Here is a 20,138-nt window from a genome sequence, read left to right as displayed (position 1 = left end):
GAATGAAAAACACAAAAAAGCTTCTGTCCCAATCAGTCATTGCCGGTTTAACGGCTCTCGTTTTGCCTTTAGCCGTACAGGCGAAATCCGATGACAACATGCACCAGTTGTATCAAGACAACTGCGCCAGCTGTCACGGCGCCGATCACGGCGGCTATCTGGCCCCGGCATTGAATGCCGATACCCTGAAAGGCCGCAGCCCTACCGCTTTGCGCACTGTGATCATGACCGGAAGCTTCGACACGCTGATGCCTCCGTTTTACGGCCGTTTGACGGACGACCAGATCCGAGGCCTGGTCAGCCATCTGCAAAAAACACCCAAGCTGGATAACCCGGCCTGGACAATTGACGATATAAAATCGTCATTGAAAGTCTACGTCAAAGACGAAAGCACACTGCCTGACAAGCCGACTTATGAGATCAGCAGCATGGATGATGTCATCGGCGTGGCGGCGCGCGGCAAATACGGACGCGGTGAAGGCTCCAAGGCCGTCTTCATCAACAGCACGACGCATCAACAAATCGGCGAAGTCCCAACCGTCACAGCGGCGCACATCATCGACTACAACCCTGCCAATCCACGTTGGGCTTACGTAAAAACCGACACAGCGGAAATTTACAAAATCGACCTGTATTCCATGAAGGCCGTACGTAGCGTCAAGACCGGCTTCAACGGACCGGGCATGGGCGTATCGCGCGACGGCAAATACATCATGGCCGGCTCATTCGTGCCGCACAACGCCGTCATTCTGGATGCCGACACATTGGAACCTTTGAAAACCTTTGAACTGGAAGGCGTCGATCCGGACGGCAAAATGGTGACTTCCGATTCCGGCATGGTCATCGGCACGCCTTATGACGACATTTTCGCCATTGCCTTGGAAAATGCCGGCCAGGTCTGGGTAGTGGACTTGAAAAAAGATCAGGATTTCCCTGTCACTAAGATCACCGATGTCGGCCGCCACCTGCATGACGCGTTCCTGACCCATAACGGCCGCAAACTGATGATCGCTTCCTATGACGACAGCATCGTTGCCGCGATTGACCTGAAAGACCGCAAAATCATCAAGAAACTGGAAGCGGGCTGCGTGCCGCACGTAGGCGGCGGTTCGGCTGTAAAGGTTGACGGCCGCACGCTGGGCTTCGGCACCAACTTCGGCGATTGCGACAAAACGGTCGTCAGCGTCTGGGATCTGGATACCATGGAAGTGGTCAAGCAGATTCCTGTGTCCGGCGGCACCGAATCACCGGCCGCACATGCTAACGCGCCTTACGTAGCCGTGGACATCATCAGCAAAGACAGACGCGCGCGCACTGTGCAGCTGATCGACAAGAAAACGCTGGAAGTTGCTAAAACGCTGGATGTCGGCGGTCATGCCTACTTCCCTGAATACAGCGCAGACGGCAAATTCCTGTATGTCAGCGCCGGTTACAGCGGCGATGAAGTCGTAGTTTATGATTCCAACTCGCTGAAAAAAGTCGCTTCTGTCCGGATGGAAAGCCCGGCCGGTATTTTCTCGCACGGCCGTGTTAAATACATGACTCGCGGTCTTTCTCCGGATGAAATGGAAGGGGCGAAATAATGAGAATATTTGCTCTCTCCAGCGTATTGATCGCAGGTCTGGCCGTCGCCCAAAGCGCTAGTGCGGCAAGCATCTATGCGGGCCACGCGATTGCGGCTTCCACCTGCGCACAGTGCCACGGCGTTACAACTCCGTCCTCCGGCGCGCCTTTTCCGCCGTTGGCCGGACGCGATGCCGAGTATCTGAAATCGGCACTGAAGCAATACCGCGACAAGACGCGCGTATCGGACATCATGAATAATATTGCCGGCTCATTGAGCGATAACGATATCGACAATGTAGTTGCCTATTATGCAAAGCTGAAACCGTAAGTACGCATGAGAAAACTGCTGCTGTTAATATGGGTTTCCGGTACAGCACTTGCCGGCGAACCGTCAACAGACAGGCAAAACACGCTCCGCAATATGCTCAAGCATGATTGCGGCGCGTGTCATGGTTTGACGTTAAAAGGCGGCCTGGGCCCTGCCCTGTTGCCTGAGGCATTGGCCGGGAAATCGGATGATTTTCTGGCCGATACCATTCTTAACGGCCGCCAAGGCACAGCCATGCCGCCCTGGCAACAATTTATCAACCGCGATGAAGCGCTCTGGCTGGTTAAAGTTTTACGCAATCCCGAGCATTAATCCATACGAAGCAACAGGATGCGTCCGCGCATCCTGCCTTGTCCAGAACTTTAAGGTGCGCAAGCGCACTATTATTATTCATATGAAAAAGCTAATCCCCATTCTAGGCCTCGCATTTTCCCTCAACGCCATCGCTGAACCGCGCGCTACCGGCGATTTAGGCGTCGTTATTCAACGCGAAAACGGCAAGACGCTGATCATCAACAGTACTGAGCACAAACAGCTGGCTGAAATCGAAGGACTGGGGGATTTATCGCACGCCTCGGTCGTCTTCTCGCGCGACGAGCGCTATGCCTATGTTTTCGGCCGCGATGGCGGATTGACCAAAGTCGACCTGCTCAATGATGCCATCGCCAAACGCATCGTTCAGGCCGGCAACAGCATCGGCGGCGCTATCTCTCAGGATGGCCGCTTTATCGCCGTATCCAATTACACGCCCGGCGGCGTCAAGGTTTTTTCTTCCGACACGCTGGAACTGATGGCCGATATCCCGGCCGAATATGACGACGGCAAGTTGTCCAAAGTGGTGGGCATCGTTGACGCGCCCGGACAGCGCTTCGTCTTCAGTCTGTTCGATGCCGGCGAAATCTGGGTGCTGGACCTTAAAGACCCGAAACAGCCCAACGTGCAGAAATTCAGGAATATCGGCAAGCAGCCGTATGACGCCCTGATCTCGCCGGACGGTCGTTATTACATTGCCGGCCTGTTCGGCGAGCCCGGTCTGGCCTTGCTGGACTTGTGGGACACTTCGAAAGGCGCCAAACACATACTGCCGGAATACGGTAAAACCGATGAAAAACTGCCGGTCTATAAAATGCCTCATCTTGAAGGCTGGGCCATTGCCGGCGATTATCTGCTCGTGCCCGCCATCGGCAAACACGAAGTGCTGGTGATCGACAAACGCCAATGGCAACTGGTGAAAGCCATACCGGTAGCCGGACAGCCGGTTTTCGTCAGGGCCAGGCCCGATGGCCGGCAAATCTGGGTGAATTTTGCCTTCCCTGATAACAGCCTGGTACAGGTCATTGATACCAAGGACCTGAGCATCAGTAAAACCCTGACGCCGGGCAAAGCGGTCCTGCACATGGAATTCACGCCGCGCGGCGAACAGGTCTGGGTGGCGGTTCGGGACGACAATCAGCTGGTTGTTTACGATACCGAAACACTTGCCGAAATCGCCCGCCTGCCGGCAAAAACGCCCAGCGGCATTTTCTTCAGTTCGCGAGCGCACCAGATAGGCCTGTAACGCCATGCTGACGTCTTTGCACAAGCGGTTGCTGAACGATTTCCAGCATGACTTCCCGCTCACGGAACGCCCCTATCAAGCCATTGCCGATACGCTGGGTGTTACCGAGGATGATGTGATTTCAGCTTTGAACGATCTGCATGACAGCCACTTTATCAGCCGCATAGGACCTGTCATTCCGCCCAACCACATCGGTGTCAGTACCTTGGCCGCGATGGCCGTGCCTGAAGAGCGGCTGCAGGAAGTCGCCGACAAAATCAGCGCCTATGCGGAAGTCAACCACAATTACGAGCGCGAGCACCGGTTCAACCTTTGGTTCGTCATCATCGCCTCCGATGCCGCCCACCTGCAGGACGTGATTGACGCCATCGAACAGGAAACTTCTTACAAAGTCATGCAACTGCCCTTGCTGGATGATTTTTTTATCGATTTAGGCTTTAAGCTGGACCTGAATAATGATTGACAGCCGTGATCTTGAACTGCTGGGGCGCATACAGACGGGCCTGCCCGTCTGCCCCCGGCCTTATGCCGAAATCGGGCGCTGCTGCGGCATGCCCGAATCGGAAGTGATCGAGCGCCTGGCCCGACTGAAACAGCAGGGCTTCATCAAACGCATGGGCGTTATCGTCAAACACCGGAAGCTGGGCTACCGCGCCAATGCCATGGTTGTCTGGAATATACCCGACGATCAAGTCAAGCAACTGGGCGCTCGCATGAGCCGGTTTCCGTTCGTGACGCTCTGCTATCAGCGCCCGAGACGGCCAGGCTGGCCTTATAACCTGTTTTGCATGATCCACGGTAAGGACAGAGCCACGGTGTTACAACAACTCGAACAGCTTGCCGACGTCTGCAGTCTGGCGGGTTTTGACCATGAAATTTTGTTCAGCCGCCGCTGCTTCAAGCAGCGCGGCGCTGTCTACAAAAACATCGCAACTGTAGCTGACGCGGAAGCAGCCCATGGATAATCTGGACAAAAAAATCATCAATGCGTTGCAAGGCGGTTTTCCAATTTGCGATGCGCCCTACCGGCAAGTCGCTTTGACGCTCAATATCACGGAAGCCGAACTGCTGACCCGGCTTCAAAACCTGCGCGCCAACGGTATATTAACGCGCTTCGGGCCGCTTTATAACGCCGAACAGATGGGCGGGGCGCTAACTCTGGCCGCCGTTAAAGCGCCTGAAGACCGGTTCAATGAAATCGCCGATATCATCAATGCCTTTCCTGAAGTGGCTCACAACTACGCGCGCCGCCACACTCTGAATATGTGGTTCGTGATTGCCACGGAGACGCCCGAACAGGTCCAGCAGACCATCGACGCGATAGAGCGCCAAACCGGGCTGACCGTCTACAACATGCCGAAAATAAAAGAGTATTTCGTCAACCTGAAGCTGGAGGCCTGATCATGCTCGATGCCACAGACCGCAAAATCATCGAGGCCACACAGGCCGGCCTGCCTTTGACGCCGGAGCCTTACCAGACGATTGCCGAAAAACTGAATCTGACTGCCGATGAGGTCATGGCACGCCTGTCGGCCATGCAGGACAGCGGCGTCATCCGCCGCATCGGCGCCGTGCCCAACCACTATAAGCTGGGCTACCACTACAACGGCATGACCGTCTGGGACATACCCGATGACAAAATCGACGAATTGGGCCGGCAAGTCGGGCAACTGGAGTTCGTCAGCCATTGCTACCATCGCCCGCGGCATCTGCCCGACTGGCCTTACAACCTGTTTGCGATGGTGCATGGCAAAACCCAAGCCGACGTTGACAGGCAAATCAAGCAAATTGCCGATCTGCTCGGCGACTGTAACCGCGGCTGCGATGTGCTGTACAGCACGAAAATCCTGAAAAAAACCGGTTTTCGCAGCCGCCCATCCGATTCTACAGACTCATAACATGTTCAGACTCAGCCATTACATGCGGGAACTGATTACCCCGACGCCGATAAAACCGGCCCGCAAGCCGGCCGCCCCGGTCGTCATCTGGAACCTGATCCGCCGCTGCAACCTGGCCTGCAAGCATTGCTACACGACTTCGGCCGATATTGATTTTCCCGGCGAATTGAGCACGCAGGAAATCTACACGGTCATGGACGACCTGAAGGCTTTCAGAGTGCCGGTACTGATCCTGTCGGGCGGCGAACCGTTGCTGCGCCCCGACATCTTCGATATTTCGCGCCGCGCCAAGGACATGGGTTTTTATGTCGCACTGTCGAGCAACGGCACGAAGATTACGGCCGACAATATTAATGAAATCGCCGCGATCGATTATCAATATATCGGCGTCAGCCTGGACGGCATCAAGGACACGCACGACCAATTCCGCCGCATGCCGGGCTCGTTTGACGAGGCGTTGCGCGGCGTGCAGCTGTGCCTGGAAAAAGGCATCAAGGTCGGCATCCGCTTCACGCTGACGCAGGACAATTATCAAGATTTTCCGGCCTTGCTGCATCTGATGGATGACCATGATATCGACAAGTTCTACCTGTCGCACTTGAACTACGGCGGCCGCGGCAATAGAAACCGTAAGGATGACGCGCATTTCCAGATGACCCGGACCGCCATGGACCTGCTGTTCGAGACCAGCTATGAATGGCTCAAGGCCGGCAAGGACCGCGAATTCGTCACCGGCAATAACGATGCCGATGCCGTCTACTTTCTGCATTGGGTCGCCCGGAAATTCCCCGACAAAGTCGACCATATCAAGGCCAAGCTGGAGCAATGGGGCGGCAATGCCTCCGGTGTCAATGTAGCCAACATCGACAATCTCGGCAATGTACACCCGGACACATTCTGGTGGCATTACGATCTGGGCAATGTCAGACAGCGCCCTTTTTCTGAAATCTGGATGGATGTCTCCGATCCGTTGATGGCCGGACTTAAGCATAACCCGAGACCGCTGGAAGGCCGCTGCGCAACTTGTCATTTCCAGCGCATCTGCAACGGCAACACCCGGGTCAGGGCCCAGCAGACATCGGGCAATGCCTGGGCTGAAGATCCGGGTTGCTATCTGACTGATGAAGAAATCGGGCCTTCTGCATTAGCTTAGGATAAGGCGGGAAGTAACTTTCCTGAATTTTGACAAACAACAGTGTGGGGAGCGACTTCGCCTGGAGCGCCTACTGTTGGCAGTCGCCCAGGGCGAATACCCAAAGGGCACAAGTAAATTCGCCCCTGCATAAGCGCTGGCTTCATCGACGAATCGGAAAGTTATTTTTAACCGACACTCCTTAAGGCATCACCGGGCTTTCAAGGACAACGTGCTGACGATATCACTGTTTTCCCGTTTAGGGTCGACCGCGGTATCGAGAATAAACACGCGGTCATTCTCTATGCCGCCTTGCTGAACGAGATACCGTGCAATCGCCTGAGCCCTGTCCGCGGCCAGTTCTTTAAGCCGCCGTTCTTCCGGCTGGATAGCGGCGGTCAGCTTCTGCTTGGCGACTTCATAAAAATCGCCGGCTTTCGAATCCTTTAAGCGCGGCGCGCCGAAAAACGATCTTTCCGCCAGCAACGGAAACTTCTCGATAAACATATCCGCCAGCAGGCGCTTGTATTGTTCGTCGGACAGTTCGATGTATTCTGCGCGTATCTTTCTGCTGCCCTCCTTGTCTATCTCGGCCGCCCGCCTCTGCTTAAGCTGATCCAGCAGGGCGTCATCGGTCAGGGCCGGCCAGTCCTGCTCCTGAAAAGCAGCGCCTTTCACTTCAACCTCCAGTGCCGGGCGCTCCTGGAGCGCTTTGGCGACTTTTTTCAATTTTTCCTGCTGCTGCTCATCCAGTTCAACCTTGCCGGCGGCAAAACTGATCGCGCTCAGATCCTCCTTGCCATTAGCCAAGGAAGCCAGCGCATTGAACGGCGACTTGATGATTTTGGTGATGATATTCACCAGGGCATCCTTAATGATCGCGCCGATGCTGAATTTAGGGTCTTCGAGGCTGCCGGTAATGGGCACATCGATTTTTATTTTGCCTTCGGAATCTTTCAGCAGCGCTACGGCCAATTCAAGCGGCAAGGACACGGCATCAGGATTTTCCACTTTCTCGCCCAGCACCAACTGGTCTATCAGGATGCTGTTCGAGGCGGTCAGCTTGCCGTCCTCAACGGTATATTTCAGCCCCAGCGTCATCTTGCCTTTCTCAACCTTATAACCGGCAAATTCCACCATATAAGGCGAAATCAACGGCATCGGCATGCCGCGAAAATTCATTTGCAAATCGAAATCCCCTTGATAAGGACTGACCTCCCCCTTGATATCCACCGGCGCCAAATTGTAGGCCATGCCTTTTAAAGCCACATTGACCCGTGACTTTTGTTCCGAAGAGAATCCGCCCGCGCCGCCATTGAGATCGGTAATGCGCGCCGCAAAAGGCAAAATCAGCGATAAATCGGCGAAGTCAGACGAGCCGTCCGACACCCGAATCCGGTCGATTTTAAAATACGGTTCTTTGCTGCCGGCAGAGGCCTCTGTTTTGCGCGGCGGCGATTTTTTAGCCGTCGCTACTTTTTTAGCAGCCGCCGGCGTTTTTTTAGCGGGCTTCGTCTGAGCCTTTTCTCTGGCGACAACGTCATTAAAGTTAATCGACTTGTCCTTCTCGATGATCACTCTCGCATAAGGTTTATCGAGAGCCAGGGTGGCGGCCGTATAACGCTGGGCCGAAACATCGGCCTTCACCTCTTTCAAAGCCAGGTTTTTCCATTTAATAAAGTCCTTATTCTCCAGCTGATCGCGTGTCAATAGATCGGCAATGCCGGTCTCGCCTTCAAACTTGATATCCGGCGGCTTTTGTTCCTGTAGCGCAATTGACAGCTTGCCATCCATATTGAATTTGCCGTCCATGATATCGAGCCGCGCAAACTTTTCCAGATAAGGCTGGAAACCTTCCAAACCAATATTTTTGACATCAACAGAGGTTTGGGTGGAAAAAGGCGTCATGACGACGTCGCCTTTAAGCGCTATCGATCCATTCTTATTGACGCGGGTATCGAATTGAAAAGGCATACGGGTTCCCGCTTCAGTGAGAAAATTACTCAACTTAAAATTGATGCCGGAGAGCTTTACCGCCACAGGATTTTTCAACGTCCGGTCCTCAAAGGCCAACGCGGAGTCAGCGAGGGCGATACTGTTGACCTTAAGCTTCCAAGGCGTTTCTTCAGCAGTTGCCGGTTGGGGTTTTGAATTGGGCGCTTGCGCTTCATCGCGTTTATTGGCGGCAAACAAAGCCTGATAATTAAGCATGCCCTCGGCATTCAGCCAGGCCTGAATGTCGGCGCCATCGGCTGAAACGGAATCAATTCCGATCTGTTGCCGATTTAGGTCCAAATCGATTCCGCGCACCGAAAAACTCGGCACTTTAATCAGGGCTTTGTCCTGCTTTTGTTCCAAGAACTGGAAATCCCGGATGTCAAACCGCCCTTGGCTGACCGCCAGCTTGAGTTTGTCGTTCGTATAACTGGCTTTGTAATCGACTTCAAGCAGTTCCTCGCCTTTTAAATTAAAAGGCACAGTATCCTGCGCCATCAGCTGCTGGACTCTCTCAAGCCTCACCTTTTCCAGCTTGATATGACCTTCCGAAGACAAAGGCTCGGTATTCAGTGTTCCCCGCCATTCCAGATGCTCGCCCGTATTTAACGCTAACGATAAGTCTATGCCGAGCCGCCCTTTCTCTTTTAGAGAATGGATCTTGTAAGTGACTGTCAGCAGTTCATTGCCTTTTAATTCAATCGGAGCGTTTTTCTGTCTGCTCAGTGCCAGAATTTTTTGCAATTTGATCTTGTCGAGCTTGATGCTGCCTTCCGAGACAACCGGATTGACGCCAGCCGTGCCCTGCCAGTCAAACTGACCGCCCGGCGACAGCGCGAGCGACAGACTTAAGTTGAACAGCTTATCGGCCAGTGTCGAGAAATTGTCTATCTGGAGATTGATCGGGAAAATCTGCTCTTTTATCGGTTGGCTGCCCGATGCATCTTCATAAGCCAGTTTTCCTTCCGCCACGGACAGTGTCCCGATGGTTACAGGAAATATTTCGCCTTCTTCCTGTTGGGCTTCAGCTTTTTCCTTGATTAAATCTGTAAAGTTGAAGTCTCCGCTTTTTTGCCTGGCGATATGGACAAAAGGCTTTTCCAGCCGCACGTCATCAATAACCAATGCGGATTGCTTGATGGATTCAAGCGCGTTGACATTAAAATGAAAATGATCGAAAGCGGCAAAAGGCTGGCCGTTTTTCTCCTGAACTTTGACGCCCTCCAAACTGGCAAACAGTGAAAACGGATTAAATTGAATCTTTTCGATGGATGCTTTCCTGCCGGTTTGCTGCTCAATGACGTCAGGCAGCTTCGACTTCAATACCGCCGGCACAACATAAAAACCGGCCACGGCATAGACAGCCAGCACGATAGCGATTGCCAATAAAACCTTTGCAATGATGGATACTGTTTTCCGTGTCTTTATCATAAGCCCCTGCGCTCAGATCAGCTTCATCTGCAACCATTCTAAACAAAAAAGGCGACCTCTACCGCCGCCTTTTTTGTGACAAAACACTGAGATTTAACTTATAGATCCTGATAGCCGGTCTCTTCGTGCAACACAATGTCCAGCCCCTGCACCTCCTCATCGGCAGTAACCCGCAGGCCTATCAGTTTATCCAGCACTTTCAATATCAGATAACTGAATACAATGCTCCAGGCTGCCGTTACGGCAATCGCCAAAGCCTGAACGCCAACCTGATCCATGATCGATACGCCGTCAGCCAGTCCCAGGCCGCCCAGACCGCTTGCCGCAAACACGCCGGTCAACAACGAGCCCGTAACGCCGCCCACGCCATGTACGGGAAACACGTCCAATGAATCGTCGATTTTCAGCGTGCGCTTCACATAGTGCGTTGCGTAGAAACAGACAATACCGGCGGTAATGCCGATGACCAGAGCGCCGGCGGGGCCTATGAAACCGGAAGCCGGCGTAATCGTACCCAGCCCGGCCACCATGCCGGTCACAATGCCTAAGACACTGGGTTTGCCAAAATGTTGCCATTCGATAAACATCCAGGTCAAAGAACCGGACGCCGCGCCGATGTGCGTGACCAGCATCGCCATGCCGGCATTGCCGTTGGCCGTCAAGGCGCTGCCGGCGTTGAAACCGAACCAGCCGACCCACAACATGCCGGCACCGGTCACCACCATGGTCATATTATGCGGCGGCATGGCCGTGGTTGGAAAACCGCGCCGGTTCCCCAGCACCAGCGCCGCCACCAGGGCCGCAACGCCGGCATTGACATGGATCACAATGCCGCCGGCAAAATCCATTGCGCCCAGGTCGGCCAGCCAACCGCCGCCCCAAAGCCAATGGCAAACCGGCAGATAACAGAGAATCAACCATAAACCGCTGAACCAGAGCATCGCCGAAAACTTCATGCGTTCGGCAAAACCGCCGACGATCAATGCCGGCGAAATAATCGCGAATGTCATTTGAAACATAAAATAGACTGTTTCAGGGATATCGCCCGTCAGTGACTCGGTGCCGACACCCGGTAAAAACAACTTGGATGTGCCGCCTATCAGCTTTTGCAGATCGCCGCCATCGGCAAAAATCAAGCTATAGACGCCGGCCAGCCAGAGTATGGAAACCAGGCAGGTAATTGCAAAGCACTGCATCAAAACCGACAGTACGTTCTTGCTTCTGACCAGGCCGCCATAAAACAGCGACAATCCCGGTATCGTCATAAACAATACCAGCGTCGTGGATGTTAACACCCAGGCCGTATTGGCCTGATTCAACTCGCCGGCTACAGCCAGTTCCGGCACTAATAATAAAGCTAAAAACAGTTCACCCGATTTAAATGACATTCTATTCCTGACATAATTAGATAGCGTCCTCCCCGGTTTCACCTGTTCTGATCCGAATCACCTGCTCCAGATTGGAGACAAAGATTTTCCCATCACCGATTTTGCCGGTACTGGCCGCTTTTACGATTGTTTCTACCGCTTTATCCAAAATACTGTCCGGCACCGCGATTTCCAGCTTAACTTTAGGCAGAAAATCCACCACATACTCCGCCCCCCGGTAGAGCTCGGTATGACCTTTTTGACGGCCGAAGCCTTTAACTTCGGTGGCCGTCACGCCGGAGACGCCGATTTCAGATAACGCCTCTCTTACGTCATCCATTTTGAACGGTTTAATGATTGCTGTGATTAATTTCATGATTTCTCTCGATTATTAAAAGAAAATTAGGGATAACATCAACAGCCATCATAGTGAATTATCAGTCAACATACAATTGCCCGGCCGCCAGGGCATGCCGGGAAGCCCGTATCAATCCAAACGAAAACGGGCGCATGACGCGCCCATCTTCTATCCGATGTCTATGACTTCTATTCACCGTTTCATAATGCTTCAAAGACCGCTTCAACCGATCCCGAAGCTCCCAGAAATTAAAGGTTATAGGCCGACTCACCATGCTCCGAGACATCGAGACCTGCACGCTCAACCTCTTCGCTGACTCGCAATCCGATCAGCATATCCACGATCTTATAGGCGATGAAGGACACCAAGCCGGACCAGATGATCGCCATGCCAACACCCCATGCCTGGCTTGCGAGTTGGCTGGCCATACTGTATTCGGCCACGCTGTTGGTGACATAATCCCAAACGCCGGTGCCGCCTAATGCCGGGCTGGCAACAATGCCTGTGCCCAGGGCGCCAATAATGCCGCCGATGCCATGCACGCCAAATGCATCCAGCGAGTCATCATAGTCGAGCCGGCTTTTCAGGCTGGTTACTGACCAGAAACAGATAGCGCCGGCAACCAGTCCAAGAGCAATAGCGCCCATGGGGCCGGACCAACCGCAGGCGGGCGTAATGGCGACGAGCCCTGCAATAGCGCCCGAAGCCGCGCCCAGCATGCTGGGCTTGCCCCGAGCCGCCCATTCGGCCGTCATCCATGCCAGCGCAGCCGCCGAGCTGGCCAGCAGCGTATTGACAAAAACCAGGGCGGCCAAGCCGTTGGCTTCCAGATTGGAGCCCACATTGAAGCCAAACCAGCCGACCCAAAGCAAGGCCGCGCCGACCATGGTCATCGTGACGCTATGCGGCGCCAGGGATTCTTTTTTATAGCCGATACGCTTGCCGATCATCAGGCTGCCGATCAGGCCGGCTATGCCGGCATTGATATGCACAACCGTACCGCCGGCAAAATCCAGCGCACCTTTCTGGAACAGAAACCCTGCCGTAGCACCGGCGGCTTCAGCGGCATTTGCATCGGTATAGGCATCAGCGCCCGCCCAGTACCAGACCATATGCGCCATGGGCAGGTAGGCGAAAGTGAACCAGATCAGCATAAACAGCAATACCGCCGAAAACTTGACGCGTTCGGCGAAGGCGCCAACGATCAGCGCGGGCGTGATGCCGGCAAAAGTAAGCTGGAAGGCAACATAAATATATTCAGGCACATAGACGCCCTTGCTCCATGTCCCAACTGCCGAATCCGGCGTTATGCCTTTGAGAAACATCTTGCTGAACCCGCCGAAGAAAGCGTTGCCCTCGGTGAATGCGATGCTGTAACCGTAAATCGCCCACAGCAGCGCCATCATCGAAAAAATCACGAACACCTGCATCAGCATGGACAGCATATTCTTGGCCCTCACCATGCCGCCATAAAATAACGCCAGGCCGGGCACGACCATCAGAACGACCAGCACAGTCGCCACAATCATCCAGGCGGTATCGCCCTTTTCGATCGGCGTGGCTACTGACGCGGTTTCCACTAACACCGCTTCCGTTTCCGCGACTGAAAGCCCTGCAAAACTCAGCAACATAAACAGTACAAAGGTGTGTAAGAGTCTTTTCATATTTCCCCCTAAATTACAATGCTTCATCGCCGGTTTCGCCGGTGCGGATCCGGACCACCTGCTCCAGATTGGTGACGAAAATCTTGCCGTCTCCGATTTTGCCTGTGCTAGCCGCTTTGGCGATTACCTCTACGGCCTGATCGAGCAACTGATCGCCTACCGCGACTTCCACTTTGGCTTTAGGCAGAAAATCAACCACATACTCAGCTCCGCGGTAAAGTTCGGTATGTCCTTTTTGGCGGCCAAATCCTTTGACTTCGGTTACGGTGACACCGGAAACGCCTATATCGGAAAGAGCTTCGCGGACGTCGTCCAGCTTGAAGGGTTTGATAATAGCGGTTATCAGTTTCATACAACACCTCATTGCTTACGTTAACTGTTGGAATATCCAATGCACAGACTGTGCCAAGGAAAAAATCCCGATAAATGCTGATAAAGCTGAGGTTTTTTGAAAAAAGGCCGCACAACTCCAGTGCAAACAGGGATTTATAAGCACCATTTTGAAGCTTAAATACCGTATGAAGTCATCCTAACTTTATATTCGCCCTGAACCATGTAGGCCTGAAATCATCGCAAAGCTGTTCCGAGCAATTAATTTGCTTTGAAGCATAGCTAACGCCGAGAATGATTCAACTTAATGTCTGCAGTAAAACAAAAAATTCATTGGCATAATTTATGTTCTGCACGCTCCTTATGACTGAAATACAGAGTCAGCCAGTGACACCTGATGCACCAAACTGGATCAAATAAATTTTTTTTGCACCATTTTGACTCAAACCGATAATATTAATTCGGCCTGATTCTTTATATTTATCAAGGCAATCCAGCTTAAGCATATTTGGCCCGCATCTTGCTTCTATAATCTTAAGTGTATTAATAAAACCACATTTTGCGATACAAACAACTATATTTGAAATTAGTTCTACCGATGGACTTAAAATTTAGATCAAGCTGGCATCCCAACTCCATGATTTTCCCGGGATGCTTGATAAGAACCTGACAAAAGGCAATATTTATGCTGACTCATGACAAAAAATATAACGGCTGGCCGCTTACCTTATGCAGCGCCCTGCTTTGCTCATCACTGGCACAGGCAGACGACAAAGGGGCGGTTGAAAGTCTGACCGGTTTCAACATTAATGAAGCAGCACCCATGAAAAGCCTGGGCATCAATGTCGGCGGCTGGGTCTCGGCCGGTATCGCGGGCAATCCTGATGATCCTGAAAGCAGAACAAACGGCCCTGTCACATTCAACAATCGCGCCAACGAATTCAATGCCCATCAATTGTACGGCTTTATCGAAAGAGCCGTTGACGCCGAAGGCAGCCAATGGGATGTGGGGTTTCGGGCCGATATCGCCTATGGCATAGACGCCTTCTACACCACGCAGGCCAACTTTGACGACAACCTGATCACGGACGGCTCCTCGCGCCTCTACAAACTCGCTTTCCCGCAAGTCTATGCGACGGTTTTCGCGCCTGTCGGCAACGGCATCACGACCAAGATCGGCCATTTTTACACCATTATCGGCAATGAAGTTGTCACAGCGCCTGATAACTTTTTCTTCTCTCATGCCTACACGATGCAATATGGCGAACCGTTCACGCACACCGGCATCATATCGTCCTACCCGGTCAATGATAACCTCAGCATTACCGGCGGCGTCGTATCAGGATGGGATTCATTCTTTCAGGAGCCGGCCAATTTCCTGGGCGGCGCCACTTTTACGGCCGACGACAAAAAGACGTCCTTGGCCTTTTCGGTCATCACCGGCGATGTCAACAAAAATGATGAACACAATCGCACGATGTACAGTGTTGTATTGAGCCGCGACATCACCGACAAACTGCATTACAAACTGCAACACGATATGGGTATAGAAGAAAAATCGCAAAGCGCTGACCCAGCAAAATGGTATGGCATCAACCAGTACCTGACTTATGATGTGTCCGACAAAGTTGGCGTTGGCGCACGCTTTGAATGGTTCCGCGACGAAGACGGCATCAGGGTCAACGGCAACAAAGGCCATTATCTGGCGGCCACTGTAGGCATGAATTACAAGCCCATGTCCTGGCTGATGTTGCGCCCTGAAGTCAGATACGATCATTCAAACGGAAATGCGGCATATAATGACGGCTTAAGCTATAACCAAGTCCTGATTTCAGCCGATGCAATCGTTCGCTTTTAACCCCCGACTCTTAAATTTTATGCAACACAAGGACGTGTTTCATGTTTCAGGCGACGCACTAACACCGGGCTTGTTGCGCTCTTTTCTAGTAGCTAAGTCTTCAAAAAAAAGGTATTTTATGCCGTTTGCCTTTTATAACCTCCCTTTAAAACCCCTCCAGGAGACAAAATAAATGTCCGTAGAAAAAGTACTTAAAATGATTGAAGAAAACGACGTGAAATTCGTCGATTTTCGCTTTTGCGACACGCGCGGCAAGGAACAGCACGTCACATTCCCAGCTCATACCGTCGATGAAGACACCTTTGAAGAAGGCAACATGTTCGACGGTTCATCAGTCGCCGGCTGGAAAGGAATCAATGAGTCCGACATGATCCTGATGCCTGACCCAACTACTGCGGTCATGGACCCATTCTTTGATGACAACACGTTGATCATCCGCTGCGACATCATTGAGCCAAGCACCATGCAAGGCTACGAGCGCGACCCTCGCTCTATCGCCAAGCGCGCAGAAGCTTATCTGCAATCAACCGGCATCGCTGACACTGCTTTTTTCGGCCCTGAAAACGAATTCTTCATTTTCGACGACGTTCGCTGGAATGCCGACATGAGCGGGTCTTTTTTCAAAATCGACTCACAAGAAGCTGGCTGGAACTCAGAAAAAGTTTACGAAGACGGCAACATCGGCCACCGTCCCGGCGTTAAAGGCGGTTACTTCCCTGTGCCGCCGGTTGACTCATTCCAGGACATCCGTTCTGCAATGTGCCTGACGCTGGAAGAAATGGGCATGCAGACTGAAGTTCACCACCATGAAGTGGCGACTGCCGGCCAATGCGAAATCGGCGTAAAATTCAACACGCTGGTTAAAAAAGCCGACGAAGTCCTGAATTTGAAATATGTCATCTCCAACATCGCGCATGCTTATGGCAAAACCGTCACTTTCATGCCTAAACCCCTGGTTGGCGACAACGGCAGCGGCATGCATGTACACCAGTCTTTATCTAAAGGCGGCGTGAACCTGTTCTCCGGCGACCTGTATGGCGGCCTGTCTGAAACAGCCCTGTATTACATCGGCGGCATCATTAAACATGCCAAAGCTCTGAACGCTTTCACAAACGCGTCAACCAACAGCTACAAACGTCTGGTTCCAGGCTTTGAAGCGCCTGTTATGCTGGCTTATTCTGCGCGTAACCGTTCCGCTTCCATCCGTATTCCATACGTACAAAACCCTAAAGGCCGTCGTATCGAAGTGCGCTTCCCTGACTCAACCGCGAACCCATATCTGGCATTCGCAGCCATGATGATGGCGGGCCTGGACGGCATCCAAAACAAAATTCATCCTGGCGAAGCTATGGATAAAGACTTGTACGATCTGCCGCCGGAAGAAGAGAAAGAAATTCCACAAGTCTGCCACGCTTTCGACCAGGCATTGGAAGCGCTGGATAAAGACCGTGAATTCCTGACCAGAGGCGGTGTATTCACTAACGACGTGATTGACGGCTACATTAAACTGAAAATGGAAGAAGTCACCCGTCTGCGCATGAGCACGCACCCTGTAGAATTTGATATGTACTACAGCTTATAAGCGATCAACTGATCGCCTTTTATAAGGCTACACAAAAACGCCCCATTTTGGGGCGTTTTTCGTTTCAGCGATTTGCATTGCCGCTCCGGCGTTTTATCATAGCGGCAACGCAGCCCCGCCTGTTCACTGAAACCGTTTCCCCAAAAACTGTTTAAACACAATCCATGCAACATGGTCTGATAATTGCTTGGATTAAAGCACAGCATCAATACAGCCCCTAGAGGAACCGTGTATAAACGCATACTTGAACATCTTAACGAAGCCATTTTGCTGTTTGATCATGAATTGAAGCTCACCTACATCAATACAGCAGGCGAAATATTGTTGGCCGACAGTGCGCGTCATTTGATAGGCCTTACTGCTCAGGATTTGTTCAGGTCTTCCGACCCGGCCCTGTTACTGAACCTGCAGCAATGTCTGACGATGGAGGAACCGCTGTTCGATCGTGAGCTGACCCTGGACCGCATGGCGCAGACTGTCACGATCAACTTCAGCGCCACGCCGCTCATCAAGGAGCAGCAACTGGAGGAAATCCTGGTAGAACTGCAGCAGGTCGACACCCACCTGCGCATATCGAAAGAAGAACAGCAGCTGCATCAGCAAAATACAGCCCGGCTGCTGGTCAGAGGACTGGCCCATGAAATCAAGAACCCGCTGGGCGGCCTGCGCGGCGCGGCTCAACTGCTGGACCTGGAGCTGCACGAACCGGAGCTCAAGGAGTACACGCAAATCATCATCGCCGAATCAGACCGGCTGCAGGGGCTCATGGATAAAATGCTGGGCCCCAACAAGTTGCCCGATAAAAAAGCCTTGAACATTCATGAAGTGCTGGAGCGCGTCAGGCAGCTCGTGCAAGCCGAGTCCGCCGGCCTCAAAGTCAAGCATGACTATGACCCCAGCATCCCCGAGATTCAGGCCGACAAAGACCAACTTATCCAGGCCATCCTGAATATCGCCCGGAACGCCGCACAGGCTATGGAGAGCAAAGGTGAAATCATGATCAAAACGCGCATACACCGGCAGATGACCATAGGCCGGAAACGCTATAAACTGGCCGTCAAGATCGACATTATCGACTACGGCCCCGGCATAGACGCCGACATGCTGAACCAGATCTTTTATCCGATGATTACGGGGCGCGCGGAAGGCACCGGGCTGGGTTTATCGATAGCGCAATCCCTGATTAATCAGCATAACGGCCTGATCGAATGCAGCAGCGAGCCCGGCCGTACTGTATTTTCGGTCTTTTTACCCGTGGAGCCCGGCCATGAATAGTCTTGACACCGTCTGGATCGTCGATGACGACAAATCCATACGCTGGGTTCTTGAAAAAGCGTTTGAAAAAGCCGCCATCATGACGCGCAGCTTTTCCAGCGCGCAAGAATTGCTGGAGACCTTGCAGCATGAGTCGCCTGATGCCTTGTTGACCGACGTCCGCATGCCCGGCATGGATGGCCTGAAATTGCTCGATAAAATCCAGCACAGCCATCCTGACCTGCCGGTTATCGTCATGACCGCGCACTCCGATCTTGAAAGCGCGGTCTCGGCATTCCACGGCGGCGCCTTCGAGTATCTGCCCAAACCCTTCGATATCAAGGAAGTCGTCGATCTCGCACATCGCGCCTGCGTGCATAGCCGCCAGCAGCGGGAACGGGCACGCGGCCATGAAGAAACCGCCCTGATCGAAACTCCGCCGGAAATCATCGGCGAGGCGCCGGCCATGCAGGAAGTCTTCCGCGCCATCGGCCGGCTGGCCCGCTCCCATATCACCGTGCTGATCAATGGCGAATCGGGCACCGGCAAGGAACTGGTCGCCAAAGCCCTGCACCGGCACAGCCCGAGAGCCCAGAAACCGTTTATCGCCTTGAATATGGCCGCCATCCCGAAAGACCTGATGGAATCGGAACTGTTCGGCCATGAAAAAGGCTCGTTTACCGGCGCGCAAGCCCGTCGGGCCGGACGCTTCGAACAGGCCAACGGCGGCACGCTGTTTCTGGACGAGATAGGCGACATGCCGGCCGAACTGCAAACGCGCCTGCTGCGCGTACTGGCCGACGGCGAGTTCTATCCTGTCGGCTCTCACTCATCTGTAAGAGTCGATGTACGCATCATTGCCGCCACGCACCAGAATCTGGAAGCGCTAGTCAATGAAGGCCGCTTCCGCGAAGATTTGTTCCATAGACTAAATGTCATCCGCATCCACATTCCGCCATTGCGCGACAGGAAGCAGGACATCCCATTGCTGCTGCGCCATTTTCTGAGCCAGGCCGCGCTTGAACTGAATACTGAAATCAAAACATTAAAACCTGAAGCCGAGGCTTTCCTGAGCTCGCTGGAATGGCCCGGCAACGTCCGGCAACTGGAAAACTGCTGCCGCTGGATGACGGTCATGGCATCGGGCCGCGAAATCCATATCCATGACCTGCCGCCCGAACTGCTGCATACCCAGTCGGAGAAAGACACCACAAGCAGCGATTGGCAGTCGTTGCTAAGAACCTCGATAGATCAACAGCTGCTGGCTAAAAAGCCTGAAATCGCCAAACATATCATTCCGGCCGTTGAAACGCTGCTGATTAAAGCCGCATTAGACTATACGCACGGCAAGCGCCACGAAGCGGCGATTATGCTCGGCTATGGGCGCAATACCCTGACGCGGAAAATAAAGGAACTGGGTATAGAGGATGAATAACATCCGTTGCGAAAACTATAAGCTGGATGATGACGCGCAAAGCCGTTATATCTCAGTATTTCACCGCTCTTTTGTATACCGGCCCCTTTTTTATGCGAGGATTTGAAAAATGAGGATTGTAGAGCAGATTAGATGCTCAAACACTATGCCATCGGCTTAATGAGGCGGACAATGCGCCCTAGTGAAGCTCCACTAGGGAAAATCCGCACTACCGCTTTGAAAAATCACCGGCATTTTCCCTGTAGACCCGCTGGCCCAGCCATAGCAAACCGTAAAGCGTATACCGTTCCTGGTCAATTCTCCCTTGGGTGTGCATTTCGATTCAAATGGCTGAGGCCCCGTTACCCGCTGCCCCAAGCAGAACCTAGGTATTCTCAACAGT

19 protein-coding genes are annotated in these 20,138 nt (G+C 52.8%); 13 read left to right on the top strand and 6 right to left on the bottom strand.

The genetic code is table 11. The annotated features are described in order from the left end of the window. Nucleotides 1-2 precede the first annotated feature (2 nt). The 9 genes from V2P20_RS08050 (at nt 3) to nirJ (ending at nt 6,503) form a co-directional block, all read left to right on the top strand. Nucleotides 3-1,583, top strand: a complete 1,581-nt coding sequence (locus V2P20_RS08050) for a cytochrome D1 domain-containing protein (RefSeq protein ID WP_331817712.1) — start codon at nt 3-5, stop codon at nt 1,581-1,583. Continuing rightward, on the top strand, nt 1,583-1,894 hold the full coding sequence (locus V2P20_RS08045; protein ID WP_331817711.1) for a cytochrome c: 312 nt from the start codon (nt 1,583-1,585) through the stop codon (nt 1,892-1,894). The genes V2P20_RS08050 and V2P20_RS08045 overlap by 1 nt, the downstream gene beginning before the upstream one ends. 6 nt (nt 1,895-1,900) lie before the next feature. After that, nucleotides 1,901-2,206: a cytochrome c gene (locus V2P20_RS08040; protein ID WP_331817710.1), complete on the top strand. Its 306-nt coding sequence runs from the start codon at nt 1,901-1,903 to the stop codon at nt 2,204-2,206. An 82-nt stretch (nt 2,207-2,288) separates the two neighbouring features. Continuing rightward, on the top strand, nt 2,289-3,452 hold the full coding sequence (locus V2P20_RS08035) for a cytochrome D1 domain-containing protein (RefSeq protein ID WP_331817709.1): 1,164 nt from the start codon (nt 2,289-2,291) through the stop codon (nt 3,450-3,452). Between the two features lie 4 nt (nt 3,453-3,456). Continuing rightward, entirely contained in the window at nt 3,457-3,915 is a 459-nt protein-coding gene (locus tag V2P20_RS08030) for an Lrp/AsnC family transcriptional regulator (RefSeq protein WP_331817708.1), read from the top strand. Continuing rightward, nucleotides 3,908-4,417, top strand: coding sequence for an AsnC family protein (locus tag V2P20_RS08025; RefSeq protein WP_331817707.1), 510 nt, complete (start codon nt 3,908-3,910; stop codon nt 4,415-4,417). Before V2P20_RS08030 ends, V2P20_RS08025 begins: the two co-directional genes overlap by 8 nt. Further along, nucleotides 4,410-4,853 (top strand): AsnC family transcriptional regulator, encoded by a 444-nt coding sequence (locus tag V2P20_RS08020; RefSeq protein ID WP_331817706.1) that lies wholly within the window; start codon nt 4,410-4,412, stop codon nt 4,851-4,853. Before V2P20_RS08025 ends, V2P20_RS08020 begins: the two co-directional genes overlap by 8 nt. Before the next feature lie 2 nt (nt 4,854-4,855). Next, a complete protein-coding gene (locus V2P20_RS08015; RefSeq protein ID WP_331817705.1) occupies nt 4,856-5,350 on the top strand; it encodes an AsnC family transcriptional regulator in 495 nt (164 codons plus the stop codon). 1 nt (nt 5,351) lies between these two features. Then, entirely contained in the window at nt 5,352-6,503 is a 1,152-nt protein-coding gene (nirJ, locus tag V2P20_RS08010) for a heme d1 biosynthesis radical SAM protein NirJ (RefSeq protein ID WP_331817704.1), read from the top strand. Nucleotides 6,504-6,692: 189 nt separating this feature from the next. Here nirJ and V2P20_RS08005 read toward each other — a convergent pair whose 3' ends face one another. From V2P20_RS08005 to V2P20_RS07980, 6 genes are all read right to left on the bottom strand, one after another. Then, nucleotides 6,693-9,908, bottom strand: a complete 3,216-nt coding sequence (locus V2P20_RS08005) for a DUF748 domain-containing protein (protein ID WP_331817703.1) — start codon at nt 9,906-9,908, stop codon at nt 6,693-6,695. Nucleotides 9,909-10,006: 98 nt separating this feature from the next. Then, the gene (locus tag V2P20_RS08000; protein ID WP_331817702.1) at nt 10,007-11,296 is read right to left on the bottom strand and encodes an ammonium transporter; all 1,290 of its coding nucleotides are present in this window, start codon (nt 11,294-11,296) and stop codon (nt 10,007-10,009) included. A 16-nt stretch (nt 11,297-11,312) separates the two neighbouring features. Then, nucleotides 11,313-11,651: a P-II family nitrogen regulator gene (locus tag V2P20_RS07995; protein ID WP_194969769.1), complete on the bottom strand. Its 339-nt coding sequence runs from the start codon at nt 11,649-11,651 to the stop codon at nt 11,313-11,315. Nucleotides 11,652-11,881: 230 nt separating this feature from the next. Further along, nucleotides 11,882-13,297 carry an ammonium transporter gene (gene amt, locus V2P20_RS07990; RefSeq protein WP_331817701.1) on the bottom strand — a complete coding sequence of 472 codons (1,416 nt, stop codon included), beginning with the start codon at nt 13,295-13,297 and terminating at the stop codon, nt 11,882-11,884. Nucleotides 13,298-13,310: 13 nt separating this feature from the next. Further along, nucleotides 13,311-13,649, bottom strand: coding sequence for a P-II family nitrogen regulator (gene glnK, locus V2P20_RS07985; protein WP_331817700.1), 339 nt, complete (start codon nt 13,647-13,649; stop codon nt 13,311-13,313). Nucleotides 13,650-14,007: 358 nt separating this feature from the next. Next, nucleotides 14,008-14,133 (bottom strand): hypothetical protein, encoded by a 126-nt coding sequence (locus V2P20_RS07980; protein ID WP_331817699.1) that lies wholly within the window; start codon nt 14,131-14,133, stop codon nt 14,008-14,010. 179 nt (nt 14,134-14,312) lie between these two features. Between V2P20_RS07980 and V2P20_RS07975 the strand changes: the two genes are divergently transcribed. From V2P20_RS07975 to ntrC, 4 genes are all read left to right on the top strand, one after another. Beyond that, nucleotides 14,313-15,485 carry a porin gene (locus V2P20_RS07975; RefSeq protein ID WP_331817698.1) on the top strand — a complete coding sequence of 391 codons (1,173 nt, stop codon included), beginning with the start codon at nt 14,313-14,315 and terminating at the stop codon, nt 15,483-15,485. A 172-nt stretch (nt 15,486-15,657) separates the two neighbouring features. Further along, nucleotides 15,658-17,067: a glutamate--ammonia ligase gene (gene glnA, locus V2P20_RS07970; RefSeq protein ID WP_331817697.1), complete on the top strand. Its 1,410-nt coding sequence runs from the start codon at nt 15,658-15,660 to the stop codon at nt 17,065-17,067. 228 nt (nt 17,068-17,295) lie between these two features. Further along, nucleotides 17,296-18,342 (top strand): nitrogen regulation protein NR(II), encoded by a 1,047-nt coding sequence (glnL, locus tag V2P20_RS07965; protein ID WP_331817696.1) that lies wholly within the window; start codon nt 17,296-17,298, stop codon nt 18,340-18,342. Then, nucleotides 18,335-19,756, top strand: a complete 1,422-nt coding sequence (ntrC, locus tag V2P20_RS07960; RefSeq protein ID WP_331817695.1) for a nitrogen regulation protein NR(I) — start codon at nt 18,335-18,337, stop codon at nt 19,754-19,756. Before glnL ends, ntrC begins: the two co-directional genes overlap by 8 nt. Nucleotides 19,757-20,138: the final 382 nt, after the last annotated feature.

The sequence above is a fragment of the Methylobacter sp. Wu1 genome (assembly GCF_036553575.1).
GTDB lineage: Bacteria > Pseudomonadota > Gammaproteobacteria > Methylococcales > Methylomonadaceae > Methylobacter.
This window is presented reverse-complemented; position numbering and strand designations above follow the sequence as displayed.